At 73.2% G+C, this 17,658-nt stretch carries 19 protein-coding genes and 1 riboswitch; of the genes, 8 read left to right on the plus strand and 11 right to left on the minus strand.

Features of this window, described 5'->3' with window-relative positions; all coding sequences use genetic code 11:
* Positions 1–43: 43 nt before the first annotated feature.
* The 5 genes from IE95_RS0103320 to IE95_RS0103340 form a co-directional block, all read right to left on the minus strand.
* Positions 44–664 carry a dihydrofolate reductase family protein gene (locus IE95_RS0103320; RefSeq protein WP_030150210.1) on the minus strand — a complete coding sequence of 207 codons (621 nt, stop codon included), beginning with the start codon at positions 662–664 and terminating at the stop codon, positions 44–46.
* A gap of 141 nt (positions 665–805) precedes the next feature.
* Complete coding sequence (locus IE95_RS0103325; protein ID WP_051702668.1) at positions 806–1,132, minus strand: DUF4235 domain-containing protein; 327 nt, start codon at positions 1,130–1,132, stop codon at positions 806–808.
* A 267-nt stretch (positions 1,133–1,399) separates the two neighbouring features.
* Complete coding sequence (locus IE95_RS18620) at positions 1,400–2,704, minus strand: ABC transporter ATP-binding protein (RefSeq protein ID WP_084689763.1); 1,305 nt, start codon at positions 2,702–2,704, stop codon at positions 1,400–1,402.
* On the minus strand, positions 2,704–4,404 hold the full coding sequence (locus IE95_RS0103335) for an ABC transporter permease (RefSeq protein ID WP_030150213.1): 1,701 nt from the start codon (positions 4,402–4,404) through the stop codon (positions 2,704–2,706). The genes IE95_RS18620 and IE95_RS0103335 overlap by 1 nt, the downstream gene beginning before the upstream one ends.
* 2 nt (positions 4,405–4,406) lie before the next feature.
* Positions 4,407–5,489, minus strand: coding sequence for a thiamine ABC transporter substrate-binding protein (locus IE95_RS0103340; RefSeq protein ID WP_030150214.1), 1,083 nt, complete (start codon positions 5,487–5,489; stop codon positions 4,407–4,409).
* 58 nt (positions 5,490–5,547) lie between these two features.
* Positions 5,548–5,674, minus strand: a riboswitch (TPP riboswitch).
* A 169-nt stretch (positions 5,675–5,843) separates the two neighbouring features.
* Here IE95_RS0103340 and IE95_RS0103345 point away from each other — a divergent pair.
* On the plus strand, positions 5,844–6,113 hold the full coding sequence (locus IE95_RS0103345) for a DUF4235 domain-containing protein (RefSeq protein WP_030150215.1): 270 nt from the start codon (positions 5,844–5,846) through the stop codon (positions 6,111–6,113).
* A gap of 95 nt (positions 6,114–6,208) precedes the next feature.
* Here the strand turns inward: IE95_RS0103345 and IE95_RS0103350 are convergent, their stop codons facing one another.
* The 4 genes from IE95_RS0103350 to IE95_RS0103365 form a co-directional block, all read right to left on the minus strand.
* Positions 6,209–7,258, minus strand: coding sequence for a phosphotriesterase family protein (locus tag IE95_RS0103350; protein WP_030150216.1), 1,050 nt, complete (start codon positions 7,256–7,258; stop codon positions 6,209–6,211).
* Positions 7,255–8,343, minus strand: a complete 1,089-nt coding sequence (locus tag IE95_RS0103355) for a DMT family transporter (protein WP_084689764.1) — start codon at positions 8,341–8,343, stop codon at positions 7,255–7,257. The genes IE95_RS0103350 and IE95_RS0103355 overlap by 4 nt, the downstream gene beginning before the upstream one ends.
* A gap of 165 nt (positions 8,344–8,508) precedes the next feature.
* Positions 8,509–9,453: a ribokinase gene (locus IE95_RS0103360; protein WP_051702669.1), complete on the minus strand. Its 945-nt coding sequence runs from the start codon at positions 9,451–9,453 to the stop codon at positions 8,509–8,511.
* Positions 9,453–10,196: a glutamine amidotransferase gene (locus IE95_RS0103365; RefSeq protein ID WP_030150219.1), complete on the minus strand. Its 744-nt coding sequence runs from the start codon at positions 10,194–10,196 to the stop codon at positions 9,453–9,455. Before IE95_RS0103365 ends, IE95_RS0103360 begins: the two co-directional genes overlap by 1 nt.
* A 251-nt stretch (positions 10,197–10,447) precedes the next feature.
* Here IE95_RS0103365 and IE95_RS0103370 point away from each other — a divergent pair, with 251 nt between their 5' ends.
* A complete protein-coding gene (locus tag IE95_RS0103370) occupies positions 10,448–11,551 on the plus strand; it encodes a LacI family DNA-binding transcriptional regulator (protein WP_338068445.1) in 1,104 nt (367 codons plus the stop codon).
* 169 nt (positions 11,552–11,720) lie between these two features.
* Here IE95_RS0103370 and IE95_RS0103375 read toward each other — a convergent pair whose 3' ends face one another.
* On the minus strand, positions 11,721–12,425 hold the full coding sequence (locus tag IE95_RS0103375) for a DUF1361 domain-containing protein (protein ID WP_030150221.1): 705 nt from the start codon (positions 12,423–12,425) through the stop codon (positions 11,721–11,723).
* A 274-nt stretch (positions 12,426–12,699) separates the two neighbouring features.
* On the opposite strand from IE95_RS0103375, the gene IE95_RS0103380 reads away from it, so the two are divergent.
* The 6 genes from IE95_RS0103380 (at position 12,700) to IE95_RS0103405 (ending at position 16,969) form a co-directional block, all read left to right on the plus strand.
* Complete coding sequence (locus IE95_RS0103380; RefSeq protein WP_051702722.1) at positions 12,700–13,851, plus strand: MFS transporter; 1,152 nt, start codon at positions 12,700–12,702, stop codon at positions 13,849–13,851.
* A gap of 63 nt (positions 13,852–13,914) precedes the next feature.
* Complete coding sequence (locus IE95_RS0103385) at positions 13,915–15,285, plus strand: molybdopterin molybdotransferase MoeA (protein WP_240666391.1); 1,371 nt, start codon at positions 13,915–13,917, stop codon at positions 15,283–15,285.
* Positions 15,282–15,755: a cyclic pyranopterin monophosphate synthase MoaC gene (moaC, locus tag IE95_RS0103390; protein WP_030150224.1), complete on the plus strand. Its 474-nt coding sequence runs from the start codon at positions 15,282–15,284 to the stop codon at positions 15,753–15,755. Before IE95_RS0103385 ends, moaC begins: the two co-directional genes overlap by 4 nt.
* Positions 15,752–16,408, plus strand: coding sequence for a molybdenum cofactor guanylyltransferase (mobA, locus tag IE95_RS0103395; protein WP_240666390.1), 657 nt, complete (start codon positions 15,752–15,754; stop codon positions 16,406–16,408). The genes moaC and mobA overlap by 4 nt, the downstream gene beginning before the upstream one ends.
* On the plus strand, positions 16,405–16,731 hold the full coding sequence (locus IE95_RS0103400) for a DUF6457 domain-containing protein (RefSeq protein WP_129429546.1): 327 nt from the start codon (positions 16,405–16,407) through the stop codon (positions 16,729–16,731). Before mobA ends, IE95_RS0103400 begins: the two co-directional genes overlap by 4 nt.
* 1 nt (position 16,732) lies before the next feature.
* A complete protein-coding gene (locus IE95_RS0103405; RefSeq protein ID WP_030150227.1) occupies positions 16,733–16,969 on the plus strand; it encodes a MoaD/ThiS family protein in 237 nt (78 codons plus the stop codon).
* Positions 16,970–17,050: 81 nt separating this feature from the next.
* Here IE95_RS0103405 and IE95_RS0103410 read toward each other — a convergent pair whose 3' ends face one another.
* The gene (locus tag IE95_RS0103410; RefSeq protein WP_051702671.1) at positions 17,051–17,581 is read right to left on the minus strand and encodes a MogA/MoaB family molybdenum cofactor biosynthesis protein; all 531 of its coding nucleotides are present in this window, start codon (positions 17,579–17,581) and stop codon (positions 17,051–17,053) included.
* Positions 17,582–17,658 lie beyond the last annotated feature (77 nt).

The following is a 17,658-nucleotide window of genomic DNA, read 5'->3' on the forward strand; positions in this document are numbered from 1 at the left end:
CGCTGTGGACGTCCCTGCCCCGGCACCCCGGACGGACGGGCCGTCAGCCCTCCGCGCCGCCCGGCACCTTGTCCTTCACGTCGTCGTAGTCCTCGCTGCCCGGCAGGGCGCTCGGGCCGTAGACCAGGTGCACTACCCCCGTGGGGAACACCTCGGAGCGCAGCAGGTGCAGCGGGTAGACGGGCTCTCCCTCGTCGAAGAGGCGCTCGCCCTTGCGCGCGGCGACGGGGTGGATCAGCAGGCTCAGCTCGTCCACGAGCCCGGCGGCGAGGAGCTGCCGGACCACCGAGAGCGACCCTGCGACGAGGACCTTCGCGATCCCCGGGGTCTCCTTGAGCGTCGTCACGGACTCGACCAGGTCCCCGTCGATCCGCTCCACGTTGCGCCAGCCCAGATCGGCGTCACCTCGGGTCACGACGACCTTGCGCACGTCGCCGAGCCGCTTCGCGAACACGGCGTCCTCCTCCCCGGCCTCCTCACGCCCCGGCCACGCGCCCGCGAAGCTGTCGTAGGTGACGCGCCCCAGGAGCAGGGTGTCGACGCCCGAGTAGTCCTCGTCGACAGCCGCACCCATGTGCTCGTCGAAGTACGGGAAGTGCCAGGCGGGGTCGATCTCGGCCACCCCGTCGAGCGAGATGAACAGGGTCGAGACGAGCTTCGCCATGATGGGTCCCTTCGGGAGTCTTCCGGTACGACGCTTGGACCGGGACCGGGCCGCGAAGTCATCGGTCCCCCGGTCCCACCGTGGCACGCGAAAGGGCTCGCGGCTCGCGCAGGTGCGCGCCGCCGTCGGGCCGTGTGCCGGTCAGTCGCCCGGCCACTCCCCCGTCCACTTCTGGAAGGCCCGGGCCCCGCCACGGTCGATGAGCGCCTTGACACCCGAGAAGATCGCGCCCTGGATCAGGGCGGCGATGAGGATCTCGCGCAGCGGGTACTCGGACTGGAGCGGAGTGGGCGCATCCTTGCGGTGGCCCGGGGAGACGCGCTTGTAGATCTGCCTGAACACCTGGCCCGCGACCAGGCCGCCGACGATCGAGCTGATCAGCCCGAACGGCCGGTACAGGATCTTCGCGGCCGTGCCGCCGTGCTCCTCGGTGTGCTCGGACACATGGTCGATCGTGGCGTCGCTCATCCTTCGACGCTAACGCGGGAGCGGTTCGGTCGCAGGGCGGGCGCCGGCACGCCCGCGGGTGCCCCCGGTCCCCGGTCCCCGGTCCCCGGTGACGAGCATGCGGTTGGCGTCGGTATCGGCGGCCTACCGAACGCCAACCACATGGTCGAGCGACGACAACCGCATGCTCGGCCGGACAGCTCTCCGAGCGACCGTCCGGCCGACCGGCCGACCATCCGACCGTCCGATCATCAGTCCGCCGGTACCACTCGGCCGCCTGTGCCCGGCTCAGGCCGGGACCACCGCGTAGCCCGCGCGGTCGAGCACGACCCGGACCTGCTCCCCCGGTGCGGGCGCGAGCGGGAGGTGCGCGGCGCCGTCGGGCCGGAGGGGCATCGCGCCGTCGGACGGCGAGCCCGTCCCGCGAGGCGGCGAGCCGAGCGCGACGACCCGCTGCGTCCCCGCACCGAGGTCGACGTCGACCGTGACCTCGCTGCGTCCGCGCCGGAAGGCGCTGCTCACGACGGCCCCCCACCAACCCCCGGAGTTGTCAGAACCAGCGAGGCCCCCACCCCTCGCACGTTCTGACACCTCGGACACGTGAGGGGTGGCCGTGAGCACGAGTCCCGTCGGGCCGATCGCGAGCAGCGAGCCCTCGCCCACCGGGTCGCCCACCGGGTCGCCCATGGTCACCGAGTTGTCAGAACCAGCGAGCACTCCACCCATCGCTCGTTCTGACAGCTCGGCTGGGACGGCGCGCACCGGCACGAACGCCTGGTACCCGAGGAACTCCGCGACCCGCCGCGACGCGGGCGCGCGCCACAGGTCCTCGGGCGCGGCGACCTGGAGCAGCCGGCCTGCGTCCATGACGGCGACGCGGTCGGCCACGGTGAACGCCTCGTCGTGGTCGTGCGTGACGAACAGCGCCGTGGTCCCGGTCGCGACGAGCGCGGCGCGCAGGTCGCCCGCGAGCCGGTCGCGCAGCCCGCGGTCGAGCGCGGACAGCGGCTCGTCGAGCAGCAGGAGCTGCGGCTCGGGGGCCAGCGCGCGGGCGAGCGCGACGCGCTGGCGCTCACCGCCGCTGAGCGTCGCGACGGGTCGCTGCGCGTACCCCGCGAGCCCGACGAGGTCGAGCAGCTCGGCCACGCGGCCCGCCGCTGCCGGGCGCTTCACGCCCGCCATGCGCAGCCCGAACGCCACGTTCCCCGCGACGTCGCGGTGCGGGAAGAGCTGCCCCTCCTGGAACATGAGGCCGAACCCGCGCTGGTGCACGGGCACGCCCGCGAGGTCGCACCCGTCCCAGGACACGGACCCGGCGGCCACGGGCTCGAGCCCCGCGACGGCACGCAGGAGGCTCGACTTGCCGCAGCCGCTCGGCCCCAGCAGGGCGAGCACCTCGCCCGGCGCGAGGTCGAGGCTCACGCCCCGCACGGCCGTCGTCCCGGTCCCCTTGGAGGAGGCCGGGTCGGGGTAGTGCACGACGACGTCGCGCACCGTGAGCCCTCGGCTCGCCGTGCTCCCGGCCGGGTCGTGCGGCACGTGCGGCTCAGCCGAGCCGTCCGTCGTTCGCTCCACCACCTGGGCTCCGTCCATCAGAACTCTCCTGCCGAGCGGTCGCCGCGCAGGCGCTCCGCCACCATCATGACCGTCGCGGTGAGCACCGCGAGGACGACGCTCGCGGCGAGCGCCATGCCGTAGTTCTCCGCGCCGGGCCGCCCGATGAGCCGGAAGATCACGACCGGGAGGGTCGCGGTGTCAGGGCGGGCCAGGAACGACGTCGCCCCGAACTCCCCGAGCGAGACCGCGAACGCGAACCCGATCGCGAGGCCCAGCGACCGGGCCGCGATGGGCCCGTCGACCGCGGCGAACACGCGTGCGGGCGACGCCCCGAGGGTCGCGGCGGCCTCGCGCAGACGCGGGTCGATCGCGCGCAGCACGGGCAGCACGGTCCGCACGACGAGCGGGATCGCGACGACGGCCTGGGCGATCGGGACGAGCAGCCCCGAGGTCCGCAGGTCCACGTCGAGGCCGAGCGGTCTGTCGAGCGTGATGAGGAACCCGAACCCGACCGTGACGGCCGAGACGCCGAGCGGGAGCATGAAGACCGAGTCGAGCGCGCTGATCGCGCGCCGCCCCGTGCGGGACCGGGGACGCCGCGAGACGACGAGCGCCACGAGCCCCCCGATCACGACCGCGAGGAGCGTCGCGAGCGCCGCAGTCCGCAGGGAGTTGGCGGTCGCCTCCCACACCGTCACCGTCAGGGCGTTGCGCCCACCGGTCGTGCCGAGGTTCGCGTAGTTCGCGAGGCTCCACCCGGCGGGGGTCTGGAACGACCGGACGAGCAGGTTGACGAGCGGCAGCGCGATCAGACCCAGCACGACGACGGCGGTCACCGCGAGCGGGGCGGCGTCGGCCCGCAGGCGCAGCGGCCGGGCGGCGGACGTCGCGGCGGACAGGTTGAGCGCGCGCTCGCGCCGGGAGCGGGTCCGGTTCGCGACGCTCAGCGCGGCCACGACGACCACGAGCTGCACCACGGACAGCACGGCTGCTGTGCGCAGGTCGAGGAACTGGGTGGTCTGGATCCAGATCTCGGTCTCGATGGTCCCGTACTGGATGCCGCCCAGGACGAGCACGACCCCGAACGCCGTGGCGCAGAACAGGAACACGATCGATGCCGCGGACGCGATGGCCGGGGCCAGGGACGGCAGCGTCACCGAGCGGAACGCACGCCACGGCGAGGCGCCGAGCGCACGGGCCGCCTCCTCCGCGCGCGGGTCGAGGTGCTCCCAGAGCCCGCCGACCGTGCGGACCACGACGGAGTAGTTGAAGAACACGAGCGCCAGGACGATCGCCCCGAACGTGCCGTCGAGCCGCAGGAACCCGAGCGGCCCGCCCTCGACGAGCAGCGACCGGAACGCGACGCCGACCACGACGGTCGGCAGCACGAACGGCACGGTCACGAATGCCCGCCAGAACGTGCGTCCCCGGAACCGGCACCGGTACAGCACGTACGCGCCTGGCACGCCGAGCAGCACCGAGACCACGGTCCCGAGGACGCCCTGCCAGAGCGTGAGCCCGATGATGCGCCAGGTCCGCGGCTCGGAGAACACCTCGGCGAAGCCGGACAGGTCGAGGGACCCATCGGTCACGAACCCGCGCGCTACCAGCGTCACGACGGGCCACGCGAAGAACACCCCGAGGAAGAGCAGAGGCAGCCCGGCGGCGAGCCCCCAGAGGAGGACCCGCCCGCCGCGCTGCACGGCCGCGGGCACGCCGCGGCTCACCGAGGACATTCTCAGCCGATCACCGTCGACGTCCACGCCTTGATCCACTCGTCGCGGTGCGCCGTGATGTCGGCGGGAGCGACCTCGAAGGGCTCCGGGGAGAGCGGCGCGAACTGGGCCCAGCCCTCGGGCAGCGTGATGTCGGAGTTCGCGGGGTACATGTACATGTTGTCCGCGACGTCGGCCTGGAACGCGTCGCTCACGAGGAAGTCGACCAGCTTCTTGGCACCCTCGGGGTTCTCTGCGCCCGCGAGCACGCCCGCGTACTCGACCTGGCGGAAGCACGTGTCGAGCAGCGCGCCCGTGCTGGTCGAGGTCCCGTCCTCCGACACGGTGAACGCCGGGGACGTGGAGTAGGACAGCGCGAGGGGCCGGGCGCCCTTGCCCTCTCCGCCGGAGAAGTCGACCGAGTAGGCGTCGGACCAGCCGTCGACGACCTTGACGCCGTTGTCCTTGAGCTTGGCCCAGTAGCCTTCCCAGCCGTCCTCTCCGTACGCACCGACCGTCGCGAGCAGGAACGACAGCCCGGGCGAGGACGTCGCGGGGTTGGTCACGACGAGCAGGTCCTCGTACTCGGGCTTGGTCAGGTCGTCGAGCGTGACCGGCTCGGGGATGCCCGCGGAGGCGAACCAGGCGTGGTCGACGTTGACGCACACGTCGCCCACGTCGATCGGGGTGAGCGCGCCGTCGCCGATCGCGTACTGCGCCGCGGAGTCGGCGAGACCCTCGGGCGTGTAGGGCGCGAGCACGCCCTCGTCGATCGCGCGCGTCGCGAACGAGTTGTCGATGCCGAACACGACGTCGCCCAGCGGCGAGTCCTTGGTCAGGACGAGCTGGTTGACGAGCGCCCCGCCGTCGCCGGGTGCGACCTGCTTGACGGTCAGCCCGGACTCCGCCTCGAACGTGGCGAGGACGTCGTCGCTGACCGCGAACGAGTCGTGCGTGACGAGGGTGACGGTGTCCTGGTCCGACGCCGTGCCCGATCCCGCGTCCGTGGTGCCTGCGCAGGCCGCGAGGGCGAGCGCGCCGATCCCGCCGACGAGCCCCAGGCCGAGCCTGCGGGGGGTGCTGCGGCGGGTACTGATGGTGTTCACGTGTCCTCCTTGGACGTCACAGGAGGGGGACCTCGCGCACGGGGGGTCCCGTGAGCGAGGCTAGAGAAGCCCGACTTCCTCCACCGGTGCTAACCGGATCAGGTTCGAGGGTCTGCGGTGGTCCGCACTCTCAGCGCCCGTTGCCCGGTGTCTCCCGGGCGGTCGGCGCTCCCCTGTCGTTCACCTGCGACTTTACACCGCGGCCCGACGGCGCAGACAGGGCTCCGGCGTGTGACGTCGCCCGGGGCGTGCCCCGCCCCGGGGGCGGCTACGGTGGGACGTGAACTTCGCCGTCGGGCCTGCGGGTACGACGGCGGTCCTGTCCCGCCCGCCTCACACTCCCCGGAGGAACACATGGCCGAGAACGAGCAGACCCTCACCGAGAAGGTCGCGACCGTCGCACTGACGCTGGCCGCTGGCTGGGTCGCGCAGAAGGCCGTGAGCTACGCGTGGGCCAAGGCCACGGGGCACGACGCACCCAAGGACCTGGACGACCCGGAGGTCGGCATCATCAGCGCCGTCACGTTCGCCGCCGCTGCGGCCGCGGCGAGCGTGTTCGCGCGCCGGTTCGCGGGTCGCGAGGCCAAGCGGGTCGTGACGCGGCTCGCGGCCCGCGCGCACTGACACCGGGCCCCGGCGCGAGGTAGAGGCGAACGGTCGAGGTAGAGGGCTAGGACCCTCTACCTCGACCGTTCGCCTCTACCTCGGCACGGGACACGTCACGCCGTGAGCATCGCCGCCGGGTTCTCGTGGGTCAGACGGCGCAGCACCTCACGGTCGACCCCGCGCTGCGCGAGCATCTCGGTGAAGACCGTCGGCACGTACGCGAACCCGTTCCCGCCGTTCTGCACCCACATCTGCTTGAGGAACACGTCGTGGCTCATGAGCACCTGGCCCGCGAACCCCGCCTCGATCAGCCGGTGCACCGCGCCCGCAGTCGTGTGCGGGTCCGGTGAGACGCCCTCCTTGGGGTAGGTGATGTCCATGCCGACCATGTCGAACTCGAGCCACACACCCCGCTCCGCGACAGCCCGCTGATACTCCGGGTCCTCGGCCGAGGGGTCCATGTGGCACAGCACGACCTTCTCCGGCCGCACACCCACCTCGTCGAGGACGAGATCGAGGATCTCGTGCGCGCGACGCTGCCAGCCGGGCAGGTGGATCTGCATCGCGACGTGCGGGTGCTCGAGCTGCGCCAGGGCCGAGGCCCGCAGCGATGCGCGCTCGCCCGCGGTGAAGTCCGGCGAGACACCGATCTCCCCGATCACGCCGGGCCGGATGCCCGTGTCCCGCACGCCGTCGGACAGCTCGCGCGAGATCGCCGCAGCCTGTGCGTCCACGGCCTGGGCCGTGATGCGCTCGCCCTCGAACTTCTCGAGGTAGGCGCCCGCGCCCATGACGATGTTCAGGCCCGTGCGGCTCGCGACGTCCAGCAGACGCTCGGGGTTGCGCCCGATCGACTCGCTCGACGTCGCGTCCACGACCGTCCGACCACCCAGGGCCGCGAAGCTGCGGATCTCGGCCTCGACCGCGGCGACAGGCTTGTCCGCGATGTTGTCGGCGCAGCAGTACGGGTCCTGACGCAGCGCCCACGCGACCGACGCGGACACCGGCTCACGGACCACGGCCCGGGAGAACTCGTAGCTGGGCGCGTCGAGCACCCCCGACAGGTCGTTGAACAGGTGCTCGTGGGGCAGGGTCAGTCCCAGGTCCGCCACGGCGACGCGTCCGGTGACCGTCTGGACGAATCCGGCCGGCGTGACGTTCATCGCGGGCTCACCTCTCCTGCCTCACCACCGCCGACGGCGGCGGCCACTCCTGCGTCACCGCTCCCGGCCGGCGCCTCGGTCGACTTCCCGGACGGGATCATGCCGATCACCGCGGCGACGAGCGCGATCACGGTGCCGATGATCGTGGCCGCGTAGATCGTGTGGCCGAGCGACGGGACCGCCCAGTCGATCAGGAGCGACCCGACGAGCTGACCCGCCGTGGACGCGAGGCCCAGGAGCAGCAGGCCGAGACCGCGGACGAGCAGCGCCATGAGCGCGATCGAGAGCAGGCCCAGGGGGCCGCCGAGGTACATCCACCACGTCGGCGGCAGCTGGAAGTCGACGCCCGAGGTCATGGCGCGGATCCCGTACGCGATGCCGAGAGCCGTGAAGCCGACCAGGAAGTTCCACCCGATCGAGACGAGCATCGAGCCCGTGGCGTCGGCGACCGCGGCGTTTCCGGCGGGCTGCCAGCCGGCGAGGAGACCGCCGACGAACGGCATGATCGCCAGGGCGATCGTGTGCGGGGTCGAGAAGTTCGGCGAGATGACGATGACGGTCGCGACGATCGCGAGGACCGCGCCCGCGAGGCGGAAGAACGTGAGCGGCTGCTTGACCGAGGCCGTGACGCCCAGGCGGTCGCAGATCACGCCCGAGATGACCAGACCCGAGATGAGCGAGATCTGGAACGTCGCGACGCCCAGGACACCGACCGTGACGCCCTCCGAGAGGACGATGACCGCGCCGCAGAGACCGGCGAGGAAGTTCCACCACGGGATCGTGCGGCCCTTGATGAGGCTCGGGATCGCGAGCGCCTCACGCCGCGTCACGGGGCGCGCGAACACGATGACGAACATCAGGACCAGGCCCGTGCCGAACGAGATGAGGGCGGCCGCGTGGCCGTCCCCGATCGTCTTGCCGAGCTGACCGTTGACCGCGGCCTGCATGGGGCCGAGGGCACCTGCGAGGACGGTCGCGAGGACGAGCAGCGCGGTCGCGGTGGTCTTGACCTTGTTGCGCTGCGTCGGAGCGACCGTCTGGGCGCCTCCCGTGCGGGAGGCGGTCTCCGGCGTGGTGTGCTTCATTGCTTGGCCGTGCCTTTCATCTTTCGACGGTACGTCGGATCGGTGGACCGATCGAACGGTCAGCCCTGGGTCGACGCTGAGTGGTCGGGCTGGGTGGGGGTCGTGCGTTGGTGGGGGTCGTGCGGGGTGAGCGGGTCTGGAGGACGTGAGCTCCGGCGTCGGGCCCTATGCGGTGGCAGGGACCTCGTCGGCGAGCGGCAGGGACTCGATGGCCCCGTCGCGGGTGGTGGTGACGGCCGCGACGCGGGCCGCCCAACGGGCGGCCTCGACGAGGTCGTCCCCGCGCAGCAGCCCGTCGGCGAGTGCTGCGCAGAAGCTGTCGCCCGCGGCGGTCGTGTCGATCGCGTCGACGCGCACGGCGGGGACGGGGGTCGGCAGGCCGTGGCGAGGCACCACGAGCGAACCGTCGGCCCCGAGGGTCACGACGACGTCGCCCGGGAAGGCGAGTCCCCTCACCATGTCCACGACGTCGGCGTGGGCCTCGGGGGCCTCGGTCGCGCCCGCGAGGGTCGCGAGCTCGAACCGGTTGGGGACCAGGACGTCGAACCGGTCGCGGATCTCGGTGGGGACCGGGACCGCGGGGGCCGGGTTGAGGATCGTGGTGCCGGTCGCGAGGCGCGCGACGGCGGCGAGCGCACCGAGCGGCGTCTCGCACTGGCACAGGACGACCCGTGCGTCGGCGACGGCCCGGACGGCGGCGTCGCGCGAGTCGACGAACTGCTCGTCGACGTCGGCGTTGGCGCCCGCCTCGATGACGATCGTGGACTCGGGCTGCTCCCAGAGGATCACGGCGGTGCCGGTGGGCTGCTCGGACACCGCGACCGACGCGACGTCGAGCCCTTCGGCCGCGAGCCGGGCCGTGATGGCGCGACCCGCGTCGTCGTCCCCGACGGCCCCGACCATCGCGACGCGGCGGCCCAGGCGCGCGGCGGCGACGGCCTGGTTGGCCCCCTTGCCGCCGGGCGAGCGCTTGAGCCCGGTCGCGCTGATCGTCTCGCCCGAGCGCGGGATCCGGTCGACGGTCAGCCTGATGTCCATGTTCAGGCTGCCGACGACCGTGATCTCGGGGGCGAGGGCGGAGGTGCCCTCGGCCCCTGGGTGGGCGCTCATCAGCCGGCGAGCCAGGTGACGGCCTGGCCGAAGAGCTTGCCGTAGCCGGACCATTCCATGAACTCGCGGGGGGCCCAGTGCGGGGAGATGTCGGACGCGAAGGCGAGCGTGCGGCCTTCGCCCTCGGTGCGGACGGCGACGAGCGGGCGGCCCTCGATCGTGGCGAGGACGGTCGCGTCGGCCTTGGCGGTGAGCTTCTGGTAGCCGAGCAGGATGGGCCACTCGGTGTCGAGGCCCGCGGTCACGGGGTGCTCGACGTCGGTCAGGACGCCGCTGATGCCCTCGGGGGTCTCCTCGCGGTCGTCGTACGGGAGGATCTCGACGGGCAGGACGGCCTCGACCGCGGTGCCGTGGTAGTCGGCCTTGGCCTGGAAGCCCTGGAAGCTGAGGTAGCCGCCGGCCATCATGAGGCCGCCGCCGCGACGCACCCACTCGGCGAGGAGCTTGATGCGGTTCGGGAAGGGACGCCCCTCGGAGAACACGACGGGCGGGAGCAGGAGGGTGTTGGCGCCGATGTCCGACAGGAGGACGACGTCATAGGTGTCGAGCTCCTCGAGGGTCGACGGGAAGTCGGTCGCGACGAGGTGCGACGGGAGGTGCGTGACGTCGTGGCCCTCGGCGGCGAGCGCCTCGAGCAGCTTGGCGCAGCCGATCTCCAGCTGGGCGTGCGGGAAGGCGTCGTAGCCCTTGTAGTCCGTCGCGGCATTGATCCACGACTCTCCGGCTAGCAGCACGCGGCTCATGCGGTTCTCCTCAAGACGGTTCGGGCTCGGCCGCACATCGGCGACGTTGCGCAATGTTGTGTTGCTGTTGCGCAACAACCTAGGCGCGCGGCATCCTGGTGTCAACCGAGCAGCAGAGAGCCCCCGACGACGAGGCACCGACGACGCGACGAGCCCCAGGAAACCGCGGCCGCCACGGACCCCGGGCTCGCCCGGCACCAGCGCAGCGATAGGCTCGGGGAGCACCCGACGGCCGGGGCACGAGCAGAGAGGTGGCGACGATGACACTGACGCAAGTTGCGCAACACGCAGGCGTCTCGACGTCGACGGCCTCCCGCTACCTGCGCGGCCAGCTCAACGTCCAGCCCGAGACCGCGGCCCGGATCGACGCCGCCGTCGCCGCGCTCGACTACCGCGGCGCCACCACGAACCGCAGCGCCCGCACCACCCGGGCGGGCGCAGGACCGCACGCGCGCACCGACGCCGGGCAGGGCGTCGTGGCGCTCGTCGTGCCCGACTTCACCAACCCGTTCTTCACGACCCTCGCCGAGGAGTGCGCCGACCTCGCGGCCTCACGCCAGATCCCCCTGGTCGTCGCCGTCTCTGGCAAGCACGGCGAGCGCGACGGCGGCCTCAGCCCGCTCATCGGGGGCAGCGACGTGCTGGGCGGCCTGATCTACCTCGGCATGAGCCGCACCGACGAGCGCCTCGCCCGCGCCGTCGAGGACGGGCTGCCCGTCGTCGTGATCGACGAGGAGATCGACCTCGACCTCGCGGTCGACACCGTGACCGTCGACAACTACGGCGGCGCCTACCAGGCCACCAGGTACCTCATCCAGCAGGGGCACCGCCGGATCGCCCACGTCGCCGGCCCGCCCGAGCTCTCCACGACCCAGGAACGCAAGCGCGGCTACGTCGACGCGCTCACCGACGCGGGACTGGCCGTCGACCCCGAGCTGGTCCGCCACGGCCCGTACACCGAGCAGTTCGGCGCCTCGACCTTCCCCTACCTGACCCGCCCCGGGAACGCCCCCACCGCGGTGTTCGTGGGCAGCGACATCGTGGCCGTCGGGATGCTCGGTGCCGCCGAGCTCCACGGCATCCGCATCCCCGAGGACCTGTCGGTCGTGGGCTGCGACGGCATCCGCATCGGCCAGTGGCTGCGCCCCCAGCTCACGACGCTCGAGCAGCCCGTCGCGGCGCTCGCGCTCGCGGCGGTCGACGCCCTCGAACGCGCCATGGCCCGCCGCGGCGACGACGCCCCCGGCTCCCCCGACGACGCCGACGACGCCGACGACGCCGCGGAGCCCGCCCGCACGGTCCTGCCGCTCCACCTGGTCATCCGCGGCTCGGTCGCGCCGCCGTCGGGCCCCTGACACCCGGGTTCGCGTTCGTGCAGTCCGTCGTCGCCCTGGTCTCGGTGCTCGTCTCGGCGAGCCTCTTCCCGGGAGCAGGCTGGTCGCCGCGGCCTTCACCGTCCGCGCGCTGAGCCGCGACGTGAACGACCGCTGCACCGGCCCGGCACCGTGCTCGCCCGGGGCGTCGTCACCGGGTGGCCGCCGTGATGGTCTCGAGGAGCGACCCGATCACGACGAGGTAGATGAGCGCGAAGAACACCGTGTAGAGGCCGCTGAACAGCAGTGCGTCGCGCACCTTGCCGGGCCCACGGAAGTAGCGGACGAACTTCCGGAGGAACCCGACGGGGTGCATCAGGTCCCAGCTGTTGAAGCGGATGTAGCGCCCCAGGTAGATGCCGAACGAGACGAGCACGAGGATCACGACGACCACGAGCCACGACGCCGGGCGCAGGAAGGGCTGGCGGTCGTCGGGGAAGCGCAGCACGGCGTAGAACATCTGGACCAGGAAGATGTTGACGACGGTGTTGAGCACCCCGGACATCGCGAGGGTCAGGACCGCGACGATGTCGTACCAGAGCGGCACGTCCTCGCCGTCCTTGCGGTGGCTGAAGTTGAGCTCGGTCACGAGGTACCCGGCGTTGGGGAGCAGCAGGAGCCAGATCGCGAAGCCCGCGACCGCGAGGGTCGCGACGAGCCAGGGCGCCGCCCCGGCCGCGACGAGCGCGAGGTCCACGACGATCAGGGCCGTCAGCACGAGCACGGGCAGCACCGACAGCCCGATGTTGAGCAGCATCGGGCGGTAGACCTCGGTGCGGAACAGGGGCGCGCGCAGGAGGACCAGGGCGAACGCGAAGACGTTGACGAGGATCACGCCGAGGAACAGCAGGGTCATGGGTGGGGCCTTCGTGGTGCGGCGTGGGCGGGACGTGGGGACCACGCTAGGGCCCGACGGCGTCTTCGCCAGCCCGCGCGACACGTCACCTGCGCGGATAGCGTGGGTCGGGCGGGAATCTCGAGCTCCACCGTTTCGTCCGACGACGGGCGACCGACCCCTGGGAGTCACAGTGACGCATCCTGACGAACCAGCCGCGCCGGTGACGTCGGGCGCTGGGCAGGGGGCGCCGTCGCCGACCGCCGATGCCCCGTCGGGCGGGTCCGCGACGCTCATGCTGATCCTCGCCACGATCGGGTTCGCGGTGAACTTCTGGGCGTGGGCGCTCATCAGCCCGCTCGGCGGCGCGTACAGCACGGCGCTCGGCCTGTCGGCGGTCCAGCAGTCGGTGCTGGTCGCGGTGCCGGTGGTCGTGGGTTCACTGGGCCGGATCCCGGTGGGAGCGCTCACGGACCGCTTCGGCGCGCGCATCATGTTCCCGCTGGTGAGCGCGGCCACGATCGTGCCGGTGCTGTTCATCGGGTTCGTCGCGGACAGCTTTCTGCTGCTCCTCCTGGGCGGGTTCTTCCTGGGGCTGGGCGGTACGGCGTTCGCGGTCGGGGTGCCGTTCGTCAACGCCTGGTACCCGCCCGCGCGGCGCGGGACGGCGCTGGGGATCTTCGGGATCGGGATGGGCGGCACCGCGATCTCGGCGTTCACGACCGTGCGGATCACCGACACGTACGGCAAGAGCGCGCCGTTCGTGCTCGTGGCGTGCGTCCTGGCGGTGTACGCGGTCGTCTCGTGGCTGCTCGTGCGCGACTCCCCGGACCGCAAGCCGGCCGCGCGCGGGAACTTCCTGGCACGCACGTGGGCGACGTTCAGGCTCCCCGCGACGCTCCAGCTCTCGTGGCTGTACGCCGTGGGGTTCGGCGGGTTCGTCGCGTTCAGCGTGTACCTGCCGACGTTCCTGGTGAACGCCTACCACCTGACGGCCGCCGACGCCGCCGCGCGGACCGCCGGGTTCGTGGTGCTCGCGGTCGCGTGCCGACCCATCGGCGGGACGCTCTCGGACCGGTTCGGCGGCATCCCGGTGTCGGTCGCGTGCTTCGCGCTCGTCACGGTGCTCGCGGCGGTCGTCGCCTTCCAGCCGGATCTCGTGCCGGTCGGGACCGTCGCGTTCCTGGGCCTCGCGGTGGGGCTCGGTGCGTCGTCGGGCGCGACGTTCGAGCTCGTCGCCAAGGTCGCTCCGCAGGACAAGGTCGGCGCCGTGACCGGGCTCGTGGGGGCTGCGGGCGGGCTGGGCGGGTTCATCCCCCCGCTCATCATGGGCGCGGTGTACCAGCTCAACGGGGACTACGGTCTGGGCTTCGCGGCGCTCGCGGTGACGGCGCTGCTGACGCTGCTGTTCACGCTGGGTCCGGTGCGGCGCGGTACGCGGAGCTAAGGTCCCTGCGCAGCGGCGTGCCCGGTCGTGGGTCTGACCGACGTGACGGCCTACGGTGTCCCCATGGACCTCCACGCCCTGGACCAGTCGTCGCAAGCGCCCTCTGCGGGGGGCCGGTCGCACCCTGACGGCGGGTCCGCGAGCGCCGACGCCTCGTTGTCCCGCGGGATGACGGTCGACGAGTACCGCGACCACGTCCTCGCGCTGGTCTCGCCGCTGGCCGCGGAGCCCGTGGCGCTCGACGAGCTCGCGACCGCCGCCCCGGCACGGCGTGTGCTGGCCGAGGACGTCCGGTCCCTCCTGGACGTCCCCCGCTTCGACGCCTCGGCCATGGACGGGTACGCGCTGCGCGGCGCGGACCTCTTGTCCGCGACGCCCGACGCCCCGGTCGTGCTGCGGGTCGTGGGCGACATCGCCGCAGCGCCCTCCGCCGCCCCCTCTGCCGAGGCAGGCCCTCCCGGCGAAGCCGTCCGCATCATGACGGGCGCTCCCGTGCCGGACGGGTGCGACGTCGTCGTGCCCGTGGAGCGGACCTCGACGCGACGCTTCGTGCCCGGCGCGCCCCTGGACGAGCGGATCGAGGTGTACGAGCCGTCGCGCCCCAACATCCGCCGCCGTGCCGAGGACGTCGCGGTCGGCGACCTGGTCGCCGCGGCGGGCTCCCCGACGACCCCGCGCCTCATCTCGGCCGCGGCCTCGGCGGGGCACGCGACCCTCCCGGTGCACCGCGTCCCGCGCGTCGCGGTCCTCTCGACGGGCAGCGAGCTGGTCCCGGTCGGGACGGCGCCCGGACCGGGCCAGATCCCGGACTCCAACTCGCTCCTGCTCGCGGCGTGCGTGCGCGACGCGGGCGGCGTCCCGGTGCGCGTGGGCGCGGTCCCGGACACGGCGGAGGCGCTGCGCGCGGTGCTCGACGACGTCGCCCCCCACGTGGACCTGATCGTCACCTCGGGCGGGGTCAGCGCGGGCGCGTTCGACGTCGTCAAGGAGGTCCTGTCCGGCCCGCAGGAGGCGCCGGGCGGACCGGCCGGGGGGCCGTCCGAGGTGCGGCTCGTCGCGGTCGGGATGCAGCCCGGCAAGCCGCAGGCGGCCGCCCGCTGGCGCGGCACCCCCCTGCTCGGCGTGCCCGGCAACCCGGTGAGCGCGTACGTGTCCTTCCGGGCGTTCGTACGCCCGGCGGTGCGCCGCCTCGCGGGCCACCCGGAACCGGTCGAACCGCTCGTCGAGCGTGTCGCTGCCGAGGGCTGGCGCTCCCCGGCGGGGCGTCAGCAGTTCCTCCCGGTGCGCTTCGTCGGGCCCGACGGCGTCGCACCCGTCGGGCCCGGCGCGCACCACGTGTCGGCGCTCACGCGGGCCGACGCGATCGCGGTCGTCCCGCCCGAGGTCGAGGCGGTTGGGACGGGCGAGGTCGTGCGTGTCATGGTGATCGCATGAGCGAGTTCACCCACCTCGACGAGCGCGGCCACGCCCGCATGGTCGACGTCACCCTCAAGCAGCCGACCGTCCGTTCCGCGACCGCGACGGGTGTCGTCCGGTGCGGCCCGCACATCGTCGCGGCCCTGCGTTCGGGCGAGGTCCCCAAGGGCGACGTGCTCGCGGTCGCGCGCATCGCGGGCATCCAGGGCGCCAAGAAGACGGCCGAGCTGCTGCCGCTCGCGCACATCATCGGGGTGCACGGCGCGGCCGTGGACCTCGACGTCCAGGACCACGGCGTGGAGATCAGCGCGACCGTGCGCACCGCGGACCGCACGGGCGTCGAGATGGAGGCGCTCACGGCCGTCGCGGTCGCGGGTCTCGCGGTCGTCGACATGGTCAAGGGGCTCGACAAGTCGGTCGAGCTCGGTGACATCCGCCTGCAGTCCAAGACGGGCGGCAAGTCGGGCGAGTGGGTGCGCCCGGTGTGAGCGGGCCCCTGTTCGACGCGGTCGTGCTCGCGGGCGGGCGCGCGCAGCGGCTCGGCACGTCCAAGCCGCAGCTCGTCGTCGCGGGCGCCCGCCTGCTCGACCACGTGCTGACCGCGACCCGCGAGGCCCGGGCGACGGTCGTCGTCGGGCCGGAGGACCTGGCCTCTGGCGCGTACGTCCTCACGCGCGAGGACCCGCCGTTCGGCGGTCCCGTCGCGGGGACCGCGGCAGGCCTCGCCGCCCTGCCCGACGGCGCAGCCCCCTGGGTCCTGCTGCTCGCCTGCGACGTGCCGCGGGCCGCGGAGGCGGTGCCGCTGCTGGTGGCGGCGGCACAGGGCTCCGCGGGCACCGGCCACGGGATCGACGGCGTGCACCTCGCGCACGACGGGCGGGACCAGTGGCTCGTCGGTCTGTACCGGCGCGAGGCCCTCGACGCGGCCGTGGCCCGGCTCGCGGACGACCCGGCACGGGGCGGCCTGCACGGGGCGCCCGTGCGCCGTCTCGTCTCAGGGATGGAACTCACCCGGGTCGAGGACGTGGTCGGCCTGAGCACCGACGTGGACACGTGGCAGGATGCGGAGCAGTACGCGCACCGCGCACGGTTCGACACTCCACGTCACGACCGGCACCGATCTTCGGGAGGCATGGCATGAGCAACCTCGAGCGCTGGGTGGACACCCTCGTCGACGAGTTCGACCTCGACCGTGAGGCGGTCGACATCGGGGCGATCCTCGACCTGGCGCGGGACGCCGCGCACCGGGTCGAGCGCCCCGCGGCCCCGCTCACGACCTTCATCGCGGGGTACGTCGCCGGGCTGTCCGCCGGGGAGGGCGCCGACCACCCCGGTCTGGACGCCATGGAGCGCGCCACCGAGCTCGCACTGGCGTGGGAGGTCGAGCCGACGCTCGACGAGGTCGTGACCGACGCAGCGGACCCCGCGGACCCCGCTGACCCGGCGACCCCCGAGAGGGCGTGACGTGCCGCAGGTCCGCTACTTCGCCGGGGCGGCCGAGGCCGCGGGGCTCGAGGCCGAGTCCCTCCCGGGCGCCTCGGTCGGTGAGCTGTTCGCGGCCATGACCGCCCGCCATCCCGCGCTCGCCGAGGTGCTGCCGCGCTGCTCGGTCCTCGTGGGCGGCGTCCGGACCAAGGACCACGCGGTGACGCTCGCACCCGACCAGCAGGTCGACGTCCTCCCCCCGTTCGCGGGCGGCTGACCCTCACCGCATCCGCTGAGTGCGGAGTTCTTGTGCGACACGCCGGGCGTGTCGCACAAGAACTCCGCACTCAGCGACGGATCAGTGGTCGCCGCCCGCGAGCTGCGAGAACACGTGCGGGAGGAGCGGCTCCAGCACGCTCCACCCGTCGCGCACGCCGCCCGGCGAGCCCGGCAGGTTCACCACGAGCGCCCGCTGACCACGCACACCCGGGGCGGTCCCCACGATCCCCCGTGACAGCACCGCGTTCGGCACGACGGTCGCCCCTCGCCGCCGGATCGCCTCGGCGACGCCCGGCAGCTCCTGGTCGACGACCTCGGCCGTCCCCTCGGGCGTGAGGTCGCGCGGGCCGATGCCCGTCCCGCCCGTGGTGATCACGAGCCGCGCCCCCTCGGCCAGCGCGGAGGTGAGGGCGCCGCGGACGGAGTCGACGCCGTCGGGCACGAGACGCGTCGTGATGTGCTCGAAGCCGCCCGTCTCCAGGAGCGAGACCAGGAGCGGCCCCGAGCGGTCGACGTACTCGCCGCGCGAGCCGCGGTCGGAGACCGTGACGACCGTGACGGTCAGGTGGGCGAGCGGGAACGTGGCGTGGGGCCCGTCGAACGTGGTCATGGGAGCACCGTAGACAATCACGGCGCCCCGGGCGAGGAAGCCCCGCTCCCCAGGCGGAACCCGCAGGACGTGGGCAT

Origin of the sequence: Oerskovia turbata (assembly GCF_000718325.1) — a bacterium.
Lineage (GTDB): Bacteria > Actinomycetota > Actinomycetes > Actinomycetales > Cellulomonadaceae > Oerskovia > Oerskovia turbata.